This window comes from Bacillus cereus group sp. BfR-BA-01316 (assembly GCF_022664195.1).
Lineage (GTDB): Bacteria > Bacillota > Bacilli > Bacillales > Bacillaceae_G > Bacillus_A.
This window is the reverse complement of the sequence record NZ_JAKUGX010000018.1, coordinates 14,288-27,633: the sequence shown is the minus strand read 5'-3', so window position 1 is coordinate 27,633 and position 13,346 is coordinate 14,288. Positions and strand designations below refer to the sequence as shown.

Sequence of the window (13,346 nt, the reverse complement as noted above, 5' to 3'; positions counted from 1 at the left end):
GTATTACATTTTCTCACATACTAATAAGAAAAGAATGTGTGATAATAATTCAGGTGTAGGAAGGGTACATAAGTATGTTTCAATTACAAAAGTATAACACTTCTGTGAAGCAAGAAATTTTAGCTGGCATCACAACTTTTTTTACATTTGCGTATATTCTTGTCATCAATCCGAAAATATTATCTGATGCAGGTGTACCATTTGATCAAGCATTTACGGCAACTATTATTGCGACAGTTGTTGGAACGCTATGTATGGCGTTTTTAGCTAACTATCCAATTGTTATTGCTCCAGCTATGGGGATGAATGCATATTTTGCTTATTCTGTTGTTCAACAGGCAGAGGGGATTACATATGTCATTGCGTTTTCGGCAGTATTTGTAACAGGTATCATTTTTCTTTTATTATCTTTCACCTCATTTAGGCAAAAGCTAATTGTCGCAATTCCTGACAGTTTAAAACATGCAATTGCAGGTGGAATCGGATTATTTATTGCTTTTATCGGATTGCGACTTTCGGGTATTATCGTTGACCATCCGTCTAACTTAGTTACAATCGGAGACTTTCATTCACCGGCTGTTATTTTAACTTTAGTTGGTTTAGTGTTAGCGGCGGTATTAATGGTGTTACGCGTTAGTGGTGCATTGTTTATTAGTATGATTGTGACAGGAATTATTGCTTTCTTTACGGGGCAATTAAAGTTTGAAAATAACATTGTCGCAATGCCACATTTACCAGAAGGAATTATTATTTCAAACCCTATCAATGCATTTTCAGATGTAATTCAATACGGGTTGTACGGAGTTATTTTTTCATTCTTACTTGTACTTTTATTTGATACAACAGGTGCTTTACTTGGTTTAATTAAACAAGCAGGTTTAAATGCAGATAACACTGAAAAGCGCTTTGGTAAGGCGTTTATTGCAGATGCAATTGGTGGAACAACAGGAGCTGTCTTTGGGACTAGTCCTACAGCAGCTACAATCGAATCATCAGCTGGAATTGCAGCAGGTGGTAAGACAGGTTTAACAGGTATTGTAGTCGTTTGTTTAACAATTGTAACAGCATTTTTCAGTCCAGTTATCGCTTCCTTATCCAGCGTGGCAGCTATTACAGCTCCTTCGTTAATTATAGTAGGTAGCTTAATGGCACAAAGCATTCGTGATATTAATTGGAATGAATTTGAAGATGCATTACCAGCATTTTTAATATTCGTAGGTATTCCATTAACATCTAGTATTGCAAATGGAATTGCAATCGGATTTTTAGTGTATCCAATCTTAAAAATCGCGAAGAGGAAAGGAATGGAAGTACATCCGTTACTATACTTATTTACAATTTTATTTGGATGTCATTTATTCTTATAATATAGAGATAGGAAAGGGGCTTCTTATGAGAGGTCCCTTTTTTGTGTATAATAAGTTGAAATTTAAACTCTTTTTGCAAATTATAAATTACTAAATGCAATATATATGTTACAATATAAGTGGAGGAGGAACATGAATGGCTGTAAGTAAAATAAAAATCGCACGTGTTCAGTTAGATTTAACGCAGCAACAATTAGCAGAAAAAGTAGGCGTTACAAGGCAAACGATTAGTTTAATTGAAAAGGGGAAATACAATCCGTCTTTAGATTTATGTTTGAAAATTTGTTATGCGGTAAATAAAACATTGAATGATTTGTTTTGGGAGGAAAAGGAGTGATAGGGTGAAAATCGTGAAAGATGAACGTTTAATGATTGAGGGGTTAAAACATATTAGACTAGCTTTCATCTTACAAAATATTGTCATACTAAGTATCGTGTTTTACCGTTATGTTTTGCAAGGGGCAGGATATGAAAGTGTTTCGGATTTATTAATGGTATTTATGGGCGGGATAGTAGTTATTAACTATTTAAACTTAAAAAATTCGGTGGAAGTGTATGAACATACAGGGGGAGTATCTCGTAGTTATTTCATGAAATTATTATTCATTCCAGTAGGGATTGTTATTGGTATTTTAGCTATTTGTATCATTGTAACACCGGATATTTCAATGAAGGAAATTAGTATAACAGGACTTATTATGTTTGCTTGTTTTTTAGTTCCTAGTTTGTTTATATACATATATATGAAAAAAATAAAAAGTGAAGATGAAATATAAAAAGCTTTCCGTACGTTGCGGAAAGCTTTTCTTATATTTTCTTATATTTTTTTATATAGAACTTTATGAAGGCCAATCGGTTCAATTTCAAAGATTTCACCATGTTCATGGAAGCCTAAGCGCTTGTAATAGTCAGTTACAGTAATTCGGCCATTACACCATAAAATGTTTGCGTTACGCTCTTGCAAGATTTGCTCGGCTTTATGGATTAAGGAGCTTCCAGCACGCTGATTTCGGAAGTTAGGTAATGTTGCCATTCCTCGTAGTCGATAATGAATACCAGTTTGGAAGTCTGGATATATTTCTTTTGAGAAGGAAGCGATACTAATAAGTTCATCGTTTATAAATGCACCTAAGTGGAAGGTGTCTGTTTCGTAATCGGAAGGGTATTTACAGTCTTCTAAAGGTTGATTGGGACGCAAAATCGTTTGACGAAATAAATATGTTTCAGACGCATCAATATGTTTCACTGTAATCATAATATCATCCTTTCTTATAAGCCTCTTTCTATAAGTTGTAAGAAGAAATATGCGGGTGCAACGAGAAGTCCTAGTATGCTAGCGGTTCCGAGAAGGAGTGAAAGTACGAGACAAAAGTATTTAATTCCATTTGATTTTTTCCATCCATAACTACAAATTTCAATACTAATACCGATGAGAATAATGGCGACGAGTACTTCTGCTAATAATAAGAGAGCTAAAGTTGAAATAGACATAATGTTATTCATCCTCATAATATGTGATAGTAACATTTTACCATATGAAAATGAAAAAATGCCCCTCATTTATGCGAGGGGCATTTTCTATTCTAATATGTTTTTCATTGTATCAATATGTTCTTTTGAACCCGTTACAAGTAAAGTATCGCCATGCTGTAACTTCGTATCACCATGTGGTATTAATGCTTTATTACCACGGTAAATTTGAATGACAAGTACATCACCTAAAAACGGAAGGCGACGAAGTGCTAAACCGTTATATTTATTACTTCGTAGTTCAACCTCACGTACTGTTTCATTTGCTGTTGTAATTAAGCGAACGAGACTTGGTTTATCAATAAGTGCACGTAATAAAATACGTGTAGAGTTAATAGTCGAGAATACAGCGATATGTTCTTGAGTCGCTTTTTCTTGTAGAAGGGGATCTTCTACACTTGCGATGACGTGTTCAACACCTAATTCTTTTGCATGTTCTGCTAATAATAAGTTTTGTTCATCATCACTTGTCGCAACAACAACACGGTCTGCTTCGAAAGCTTTTTGCTCCATTAAAGATTGAATAGTAATCTCATCTAATTTTACAATAGGGAAGTCATGAGATTTCGCTTCCTCATCATTTATTTTATTCTGGCGTATCATATATAGCGTTACGTCATACTCTTCACGTTTTAAATCAAGTGATAACGGGAGGGTAATTCTACTTGCGCCAATAATAGATACTTTCGATTTTGGTATTTCCACTTTTGGAAACATCTTTTTAAATAATATAGGCGCAAAAATACAAGTAATAACTGCGCTTAAAATAAGAGATGCTGATAAACTTGGGCTAATGATGCCTAGCTTTTCACCGATTTGTGCAGCCGCAATAACTAAAGAAAGTGTTGATGTTAACAAAATAGCACTTCCGAGTACGATATTGCGTGGATACCATTTTTGTAAGACTAATGATGGTAACAGTTTTGAAATAAAGAGTCCCACAATTAAAATTGGGATCATTAGCATACTAGAAGGCTCTTTAAAAATAGACCATACTTCTAGATTTACACCAACCATTACGAAGAAAATAGGGATGAAGAAACCATATCCGATGGAATCGAGTTTTTCAACCATATCTTCATTTGGTGATAATAAAGATACGAGTACACCTGCTAAAAAGGCTCCCAAAATATTTTCTGCCCCAACAGATTCAGATAATCCAACTAATATTAAGATGAGTGCGAAAACAGCTCGTGTATCAATTTGTACACTACCGGCTTTTAAGCTTTCTAGGTATGGAATATTTTTAAAACGTCTTGCGACAAAGTAAATTACAATACCAGCACCGAATAGAAGAAGTAGAAGCCACATGCTTTGGCCACTTTCGGAATTTAATCCGACGAATACAGCGAGTAAAATCATTGTAACTAAGTCTGCAATAACAGCGACTAATAAAATGATTTGCCCGATTGCGGTTTTTCCTAAGTTATTTTCTTTTAATGTCGGTACGACAACACCTAAAGAAATGGTTGAAATAATTAAAGTCATGAACATTGCATTATCTACGAATCCTAGCCATACGAATAGTAATGATAGGGCATAAGATAAAATGAAAATAAATAAGAAGATAATGCTTGCTGCTTGAAATGTGTTTGGTTCGTTTGTCGTATTCTTTTTCCCTTTTTGCTTAAAGATCGAAAAGTCAATTTCTAAACCACTTAAAAACATTAGGAAGATAAACCCTAGTGTTGATAAGACTTGAAGCCACATATCTGGCTCAATGATGTTAAATCCACTTTTACCTACAAAGATTCCTGCGATAATTTCTGCAACAACGACAGGAAGTGCTTTTAATTTAAAGCGTTGTAACAAAAGGGGAACGAAAAACGCGATTGCGACGACAACCATAAGTGATAGAACAGAAGAATGATGTTCCATTGCGTTCTCTCCCTTCAAATAAATATAGTACCTATTTAGCCATATAATAGGTAGAAAAGCAACGGATATGGATTCGATTTCATAAAGAAAGAGTTTTCTTAACATTTGTCATAATAAGTATATTTTTCATGATTCTGTTGTTAATTCCGTAATGTGGATGTAATAGGGGAGAGAATAAAAAAAAGACTGCTGAGGAATCTCAGCAGTCTTTTTCATGCAAATTACATTGAGAAGAAGATCCATACAGTAAGACCAACTGTTGCAGCTGCAACGAAGAAACTGTATATCATTGTAAGAATTTGAATGCTTCCTTCTCCTTCTTTTAAGTGCATGAACATAATTAATTGTAACAACGCTTGCGCAACTGCCATTATGATAATAGTTGTTAATATCGTTGAAAGTGGCAAGTCTGTGTAAAGTGCAACATATAAAGCAAGAAACGTTAGTGCAAGCGATAAAATGAATCCGAAAACGTGTGACCATGGGAATCCGCTATGCGCATGCCCGTTTGCTTGATTATTATTTTGACCCATTTACGCCACCATCCCGTTCAAGTAAACTAGTGTGTAAATAAAGACCCAAACAAGATCAAGGAAATGCCAGTATAAGCTGATAATAAATACTTTACGAGCTGTAACTGGTGTTAAACCTCGTTTTAAAATTTGGATAATAACACAAGTTGCCCAAATGATACCACCTGTTACGTGGGCACCATGCGTTCCAAGAAGAACGAAGAATCCAGATAAGAATGCACTTGTTTGAATCGTTGCGCCTTCACCAACGTACAAAATGAATTCTTCAATTTCAAAGAATAGGAAGCCTGCACCTAAAAGTAAAGTTAGGATGAACCAAGCTAACATTCCTTTTTGGTTGTGTTTACGCATTTCGTGAATTGCGATCCCACATGTAAAACTACTTGTTAAAAGCAGCAGTGTTTGAATTAAAAGTGTTTTAACTTCAAACAATTGCGCTGGTGTTGGGCCATCAGCCGTACGACCAGCAAGGACTAGATAAGAGGCGAAAAGTGTTGCGAACAGCATAATTTCAGCCCCAAGAAAAATCCAGAATCCTAGGATATTCAATCTGCTTTGCTCGGATTGATATTCCAAAGGTAAGCTTTTATCTAAAGCCGCCATGTCATTTCACCTCTCATGCTATATGTTCTGTTTCTTTAATTTCATCAACGCTTACGTAGTAGCCATCATCATAATCGAATGAACGATAGATTAAGCAACCTAAAATACCAATACCACCGATTGCTGCAATCCAGAACCAGCTAAATACTAATGCAAAACCTGCAAGACCGAAGAATGCAGACATAATAATAGGCACACCAGAATTACTTGGCATGTGAATTGGTTTTAATTCATCTGCTGTTGGTGTAATTGTTTCTCCGCGTTTTTTCATGAACCAGAAAGCATCAGCTTCTTTAATTTCAGGAAGTTTCGCGAAGTTGTAATGTTGTACAGGAGAGTGAGTTGCCCATTCAAGTGTACGGCCATCCCATGGATCTCCAGTTGTATCACGTTCACCGTGACGTGCACTCCAAATTACGTTGTAACAAAGAAGTACGAATCCGATACCCATCATTACTGCGCCGACAGATGCGATTTGGTTCAACCAACCCCATCCAAGGCTTTCAGAGTAAGTGTACATACGACGAGTCATACCATCTAAACCTAGGAAGTACATTGGGAAGAAACAGATGTTAAATCCGCTCATAAAGATCCAGAATGTCCATTTACCAAGGCGTTCATTTAGCATATGACCTGTCATTTTTGGATACCAGAATGTGAATCCAGCAAGCATAGCGAATACTGTACCTGCGATTAATACGTAGTGGAAATGAGCGACTAGGAAGTAGCTGTTATGGTATTGATAATCAGCTGCTGCCATTCCAAGCATAACCCCTGTAACTCCACCGACTACGAAGTTTGGAATAAATGCCAATGACCAAAGCATTGGAACTGTAAAACGAATACGTCCTTTATACAGCGTAAACAACCAGTTAAATATTTTAACACCGGTTGGAATCGAAATCGCCATTGTCGAAATCGAGAAGAACGAGTTAACCGCTGGACCTGCACCCATTGTAAAGAAGTGGTGAAGCCATACGACGAAACTTAGTAAAGAAATTGCAACCATTGAGTATACCATCGCACTGTAACCGAATAGACGTTTACGTGAGAATGTACTAATGATTTCAGAGAAAATACCGAATGCCGGTAAAATAACGATATATACTTCAGGGTGTCCCCATACCCAGAACAAGTTGGCCCAGAGCATTGGCATACCGCCGCTCGCCATCGTAAAGAAGTGAGCATCAAATAGACGGTCAAATGTCATTAATGCAAGAGCTACTGTTAATACTGGGAAAGCGAAAATAATGATTACACATGTAATTAAAATAGACCATGTAAACATTGGCATTTTCATTAATTTCATGCCAGGTGTACGCATTTTTAAAATAGTAACTAGGAAGTTAATACCTGTCATTAACGTACCAAGACCTGAAATCTGTAAGGCGATTGCGTAGAAGTTATTTCCTACACCAGGAGTAAACTCTGTACCCGCCATTGGGAAGTAAGAAGTCCACCCAGCATCTGGAGAACCACCGATTACGAAAGCGATGTTGAATAACATTGCTCCAATAAAGAATAACCAGAAACTTAAAGCATTTAAGAACGGATATGCAACGTCACGAGCACCAATTTGTAATGGTACAACGACGTTCATTAATCCTAGAACGAATGGCATTGCCATGAAAAGAATCATAACTGTACCATGTGTTGTAAAGATTCCATTATAGTGTTCAGCGTTTAAATATGTTGTATCTGGGAATGTTAACTGGGCACGAATCATTAAACCATCCATACCACCACGGAATAACATTATAACGGCAGAGATAATATACATGGTCCCTATTTTTTTATGGTCAACAGTTGTCAACCATTCATCCCAAAGCCATCTCCATTTTTTGTACTTTGTTAGTACGAAAAGAATCGCTAATGTCACAAGAACGATAGATGCGTCAGCTCCGTAAATAATCGGGTCACCTGTGACAAAAAATTCATCAAGCTTCACTGTGTTCACTCCAATCTGTTGGAATAATAGCTATTATTTTTTGTTTTTGTAGTAGTTGTAATCACAATATTCAAGTGACTTTGGATCTACATAACTTAAGTGGTGACTAGAGAATGTCATACGACCAACTACACCAGGTTTAACAATATCGTTGTACTTATCTTCTGTTAGTTTAGGAGCAGTTTCTTGTACTTCTTTTACCCACTTGTCATACTTTTCTTTTGTTTTTGCTTCAACTTCGAACTCCATGTGAGTGAATCCTTCACCAGAGAAGTTCGAGCTACGACCTAGGTAAGAACCAGGCTTATCAGCTTGTAAATATAAGTCCATGATCATGCCATCCATTGTATACTTCATACCACCAAGTTCTGGTACCCAGAAAGCATTCATTGGACCTACAGAAGTCAGCTTAAATTGAATTGGTACACCAGCTGGGATGTTTAAATAGTTAACGGTTTCAATTTTTTCCTCCGGATAACTAAATAACCATTTCCAGTTTGCAGATGTAACATAAATTTCAACTGGCTTAATATGTTTGGACTCTTGCGGAACCTCTTCCGAAGCATAAGTTGCTTTAACTGTTGGAATCGATAATGCGATAACGATAATAACAGGAATAATCGTCCAAATGATTTCTAATAATGTGTTACCATGTTGATCAGGTGGCTCATAGTCCATATTCTCTGGTTTTTCACGATAACGAATCAAGATGACTGTAAACAAGATGAATACAATTGCGATAATTAATGACATAAGCACGAATGACCAAACAATTAAATCATACTGTGCCTTTGCAACGGGTCCTTGCGGATTTAATACTGCGAGTTTCTTATCACAGCCACCGAGGAACAGAAGTAATGATAACGGAAGAAGCGAAGCCAACTTCCAAAATGCTTTCTTTAGTTGCACGATTGAAAATCTCCTTTCTCCTTGGATTGAAACTATGCCAATAAAACAATATAAACCTATTAATTTATAGTTGGCAATAGTTTTTGTCATATTGTTAAAAAATAGACACAAATGCACGCTTTTTAAGGTGAATATCATTTGTAACTTGATAACATTGTAAACTATTTTTCAGATAAAAACGTTATTGTGGGAATTTTAAGATAAATAAAGTTATACCAACATATCCAATAAATAGAAAAAAATTATCTTATTATAAGAAAGATTACTGAATTTTTAGTATATTTAGTTTGTTACCTGAGTTATATTTCATTTCTGTTCAAATGTGACAACTTTCCGAATGTTTAACTTGGTATAAAATGTAGCAAATGATCCTAAATGGAATCCCGCAAGAAAGCTACGATTGGAACTATTGGGTAAAGTGGTGTACGGTATTTTAAATCTGCTTGTTCTACTTGTTGATTTATATGCCCCTCCCCCCATATTTTTTTGTATGTGTTAACTAAATTTCATTCGAGACTTTTAATCATTAGTGGGGGTGAAAAACATACCCGGTTTATTTTGTTGTGAACTGAGTATGTAAAGGAAAAACTAACTATGACTAAATACCTTATAATGTTTATTAACATAGTGAAGGAAATACGATTCTTTCACTATGTTAATAATTTTGTTTTTAGTAAAACATTCTAAAAAAGTATATCGTTTTTTCTTTTTATTGAAAATAATTAGAATTTCACAATGGTATTTGTGAATAATAATTCGCAGAATCTTTCTAGCAAACTAGTAAGAAGAAAGGTACAATGATAGAAGCTGCGCCTTTAAAATAATTGATATAATGGAGTTTGGTTTATGATGAAAAAGTTAAAATATATTTTTATTTTCGGTATTATATTTGCTGTCGTGTTTTTTTTCGAGAAAGATAAAATTATGAAAAAGGCACAAGAATTACGGTTAGACCTTTTCTCTGAGATGAAAGAAAGTGCAATGATTACAGAGGTTCCGTTTATTAGACAGTTACCTGAATTACCTAGAGGTTGTGAAGTGACAAGTTTAGCTATGCTACTACAACATAAAGGTGTACAAGTAGATAAGATGCAACTTGCTAGTGAAATTCATCGCGTCCCATTTAAACAAAATGGTTTGCATGGAAATCCTTATGAGGGGTTCGTTGGAAATATTTATACGAAAGCTGAGCCGGGATACGGTGTATATAATCAACCGATTTTTAATTTAGCAGAAAAATATGTTTCTGGAAAAGTAATTAATTTAACGGGCAGAGACGTGCAAGATTTATATAAGGTAATTAGTTCTGGTTCTCCGGTATGGGTAATTATTAATACAACGTTTAAACCATTAGCTGAAAGTAGTTTTGAAACATGGAATACGAGTTCAGGTGAAGTGAAAATTACATATTATGAGCATAGTGTTGTAGTAATTGGATATGATCAAAACTTTGTATACGTAAATGATCCCCTTGCAAACAATCCACGAAAAGCTGTTCCTCGTGCTGAATTTGAAAAGGCATGGGAGCAAATGGGGAAGCAAGCAATTACTATTTTATAAAATGAAAAGTCATCTTGAGATGGCTTTTTATTTTCAAATGTTTATTGTTGAAAATTCTGAATATTCTTTTAAAAGTTAATGGTTCACGCTATAATAACATTTAAATTGGTGAAGAAGGGGAGAAGAGAAATGGATGTCGCAAAGGAACTTGTTTTATCAAAGAATCAGTTGATTGAGTGGAGAAGGCATTTTCATAAGTATCCAGAGTTATCTTTTCAAGAGGAAAAAACATCTCAATTTGTATTCGACATACTTCGGGAAATCCCGTATTTAGAAGTTTCGCGACCTACTAAATATAGTGTAATGGCAAGGTTAATTGGTAAGCAGCCTGGTAAAACTATCGCGGTTCGTGCTGATATGGATGCTCTTCCTATTCATGAAGAAAATAAGTTTGATTTTATTTCTACATATCCAGGTGTGATGCATGCGTGTGGTCACGATGGTCACATGGCAATATTGCTTGGTGTAGTACATAAGTTGGTAGAGGAAAGAGAGAAAGTTAAAGGAGAGATTCGCTTTTTATTTCAACATGCAGAAGAAAACTTTCCGGGTGGTGCAGAGGAAATGGTCGCAGCGGGAGTGATGGCAGGTGTGGATTACATTATTGGTGCTCACCTTTGGGCGTCATTAGAGGTTGGGAAAGTAGGGGTGATTTATGGAGCTGCAATGGCCGCACAGGACGTTTTTAAAATTAAGATAGAGGGAAAAGGTGGGCATGCTGGAATCCCGCACGAAACAGTTGATAGTATCGCAATCGGTGCACAAGTTGTTTCGCAAATCCAGCAAATTGTATCTCGCCTCACGAATCCGTTAGATTCTCTCGTAGTATCTGTTACGCAATTTCACGCTGGGACAACTCATAATGTTATCCCGGAACAAGCGGAGATTGAAGGGACAGTGAGAAGTTTAAGGCATGAATTAAGAGAAGAAACAAAGAAGAAACTTGAAAGGATTGTAAAACATATTACAGAATCCTACGGTGCTAAGTATACATTTTCTTATGAATATGGATATCGACCAGTTGTGAACGATTGTGAAACTACAGAGCTTATTGAACGCACGGCATTACAGCTTTATGGGAGAGAAAGGGTTGTTCGCTTACAGCCAACGATGGCTGGAGAAGATTTTTCAGCATTTTTACAAAAGGCACCAGGGACATTCTTTTTTATCGGAGCAGGAAATAAAGAGAAGGGCATTATATACCCGCATCACCATCCTCGTTTTACGATTGACGAAGATGCATTACCAATTGGAGTGGAAGTCTTCGTGTCATCCATTATGAATTTTATAAGTAAAGGAGAATGAGATGAAGAAAATACACGTGCTAGCACTTATTCCAGTGTTTTGTTTAGTAGTTGGACCAATATTTGCGAATTCAGTTACTCCTTACGTATTGGGGATGCCATTTTTATTATTTTGGGTATTATTATCAGTGTTTATTACGTCTCTTTGTATGGGGCTTGTGTACGTATTCGATCCTGCTAATAAGGGGGATGTAAAATGATAGCATTACTTATCATTATTTTATTTTTATTTCTAGCACTATTTTTAGGGATTCGGGCACAACATGGAAAAGATATGAATTTAGAACAATGGTCAGTTGGAGGAAGAGGATTTGGGACTATTTTCGTTTTTCTCCTTATGGCAGGGGAAATTTATACGACGTTCACATTTTTAGGAGGAAGTGGCTGGGCGTATAGTAAAGGAGCTCCTACATTTTATATTTTAGGGTATGGTGCATTAGCTTATATTTTATCGTATTTCTTATTGCCTCCAATTTGGAAGTATGCAAAAGAACATAACCTCGTTTCACAATCAGATTTCTTTGCGAAGAAATACAGGAGTAAGACGCTTGGGATAATTGTTTCAATTATTGGTGTTATTTCGATTATCCCGTATCTTGTTTTACAGTTAAAGGGATTAGGAATTATCGTTTCGGAAGCTTCCTATGGAAGAGTGACACCTGTTATTGCGGTATGGATTGGTGCTATTGTTATAACTATATATGTAATGGTTTCAGGTATACATGGTTCGGCTTGGACAGCTGCTTTGAAGGATATTATGATACTATTCATCGTTATGTTTTTAGGTATATATTTACCGTATCATTATTATGGAGGATTTCAGCCGATGTTCGAAGCTGTAGAAGCTGCGAAACCAGGGTTTTTATCTTTACCTGAAGAAGGAATGAGTATTTCTTGGTTTGTTTCTACTATTATATTAACGGCCCTCGGTTTCTATATGTGGCCTCATACATTTGCTTCTGCTTTCTCTGCAAAAAATGAAAAAGTATTTAGGAAAAACGCGGCGATTATGCCTCTTTATTCTTTAGTTTTGCTTTTCGTGTTCTTTGCAGGTTTTGCTGCTATATTACAAATTCCAGGGTTAAAGGGAGCGGATGTAGATCTTTCATTATTTCGTCTTGCTTTACAAACTTTTGACCCTTGGTTTATTGGGATTATTGGTAGTGCTGGAGTTTTAACAGCATTAGTTCCAGGTTCCATGCTTGTTATGGCTGCTTCCACATTATTGGCAAAAAATATTTATCGAACAATGGTGCCATCTGCTTCAGATAGACAAGTTGCTAAAGCTGCAAAATTATTTGTGCCTGTAGTAACGCTCGTAGCAGTATTGTTTACATTTAAAGGAGGAGAAACAATAGGGGGCACTTCTTTTAATGGGATACAGTATAGTGACACAACTTTTCCCTGCGCTTGTATGTAGTTTGTTTCCTCGGCAAATTATTACGAAGCAAGGAGCGATTGCAGGGATGGGGATTGGGCTGTTAGTTGTTGCATATATCACCTTATCTGGTTCTACTATAGCTACAATGTTTCCGGGTTTCCCGCAATATATAAAAGATTTGAATGTAGGTATAGTCGCATTGTTAATTAATATTATTGTGATGTTTATAGTTAGTGGATTCACGAAAAGTGTATCTATAAAGACAGACAATATAATAGTAGAAAAGTAACCCGCGTGTTAGAGCTATCTTCGAAAAGAGATAGCTCTTTTTTT

General features: G+C 36.0%; 13 protein-coding genes and 1 pseudogene. 7 read left to right on the top strand and 7 right to left on the bottom strand.

Annotated features, from left to right (window positions below; all coding sequences use genetic code 11):
* The first annotated feature begins 74 nt into the window (after positions 1-74).
* From MR071_RS14905 to MR071_RS14895, 3 genes are all read left to right on the top strand, one after another.
* Positions 75-1,367 (top strand): NCS2 family permease, encoded by a 1,293-nt coding sequence (locus MR071_RS14905; RefSeq protein WP_105587720.1) that lies wholly within the window; start codon positions 75-77, stop codon positions 1,365-1,367.
* 136 nt (positions 1,368-1,503) lie between these two features.
* Positions 1,504-1,704, top strand: a complete 201-nt coding sequence (locus MR071_RS14900; RefSeq protein ID WP_105587722.1) for a helix-turn-helix transcriptional regulator — start codon at positions 1,504-1,506, stop codon at positions 1,702-1,704.
* A 4-nt stretch (positions 1,705-1,708) separates the two neighbouring features.
* On the top strand, positions 1,709-2,143 hold the full coding sequence (locus tag MR071_RS14895; protein WP_242236597.1) for a hypothetical protein: 435 nt from the start codon (positions 1,709-1,711) through the stop codon (positions 2,141-2,143).
* Positions 2,144-2,184: 41 nt separating this feature from the next.
* Here MR071_RS14895 and MR071_RS14890 read toward each other — a convergent pair whose 3' ends face one another.
* The 7 genes from MR071_RS14890 to MR071_RS14860 form a co-directional block, all read right to left on the bottom strand.
* The gene (locus tag MR071_RS14890) at positions 2,185-2,622 is read right to left on the bottom strand and encodes a GNAT family N-acetyltransferase (RefSeq protein WP_242236595.1); all 438 of its coding nucleotides are present in this window, start codon (positions 2,620-2,622) and stop codon (positions 2,185-2,187) included.
* 14 nt (positions 2,623-2,636) lie between these two features.
* Positions 2,637-2,927, bottom strand: coding sequence for a DUF4022 family protein (locus MR071_RS14885; protein ID WP_142395936.1), 291 nt, complete (start codon positions 2,925-2,927; stop codon positions 2,637-2,639).
* Positions 2,928-2,945: 18 nt separating this feature from the next.
* Complete coding sequence (locus MR071_RS14880; RefSeq protein WP_105587726.1) at positions 2,946-4,775, bottom strand: monovalent cation:proton antiporter family protein; 1,830 nt, start codon at positions 4,773-4,775, stop codon at positions 2,946-2,948.
* Positions 4,776-4,996: 221 nt separating this feature from the next.
* Entirely contained in the window at positions 4,997-5,308 is a 312-nt protein-coding gene (gene qoxD / locus MR071_RS14875; protein WP_070140909.1) for a cytochrome aa3 quinol oxidase subunit IV, read from the bottom strand.
* The gene (gene qoxC, locus MR071_RS14870; RefSeq protein WP_105587728.1) at positions 5,309-5,911 is read right to left on the bottom strand and encodes a cytochrome aa3 quinol oxidase subunit III; all 603 of its coding nucleotides are present in this window, start codon (positions 5,909-5,911) and stop codon (positions 5,309-5,311) included.
* A gap of 13 nt (positions 5,912-5,924) precedes the next feature.
* Complete coding sequence (gene qoxB / locus MR071_RS14865) at positions 5,925-7,859, bottom strand: cytochrome aa3 quinol oxidase subunit I (protein WP_002204397.1); 1,935 nt, start codon at positions 7,857-7,859, stop codon at positions 5,925-5,927.
* A gap of 33 nt (positions 7,860-7,892) precedes the next feature.
* Positions 7,893-8,768 (bottom strand): cytochrome aa3 quinol oxidase subunit II, encoded by an 876-nt coding sequence (locus MR071_RS14860; protein WP_105587730.1) that lies wholly within the window; start codon positions 8,766-8,768, stop codon positions 7,893-7,895.
* 849 nt (positions 8,769-9,617) lie between these two features.
* Between MR071_RS14860 and MR071_RS14855 the strand changes: the two genes are divergently transcribed.
* The 4 genes and pseudogenes from MR071_RS14855 (at position 9,618) to MR071_RS14840 (ending at position 13,302) form a co-directional block, all read left to right on the top strand.
* On the top strand, positions 9,618-10,328 hold the full coding sequence (locus tag MR071_RS14855) for a C39 family peptidase (RefSeq protein WP_242236681.1): 711 nt from the start codon (positions 9,618-9,620) through the stop codon (positions 10,326-10,328).
* A 129-nt stretch (positions 10,329-10,457) separates the two neighbouring features.
* On the top strand, positions 10,458-11,633 hold the full coding sequence (locus MR071_RS14850) for an amidohydrolase (RefSeq protein ID WP_242236593.1): 1,176 nt from the start codon (positions 10,458-10,460) through the stop codon (positions 11,631-11,633).
* 1 nt (position 11,634) lies between these two features.
* Complete coding sequence (locus tag MR071_RS14845) at positions 11,635-11,832, top strand: DUF3311 domain-containing protein (RefSeq protein ID WP_105587732.1); 198 nt, start codon at positions 11,635-11,637, stop codon at positions 11,830-11,832.
* Positions 11,829-13,302, top strand: a pseudogene (locus MR071_RS14840) (sodium:solute symporter family protein). The gene MR071_RS14845 and the pseudogene MR071_RS14840 overlap by 4 nt, the downstream one beginning before the upstream one ends.
* Positions 13,303-13,346 lie beyond the last annotated feature (44 nt).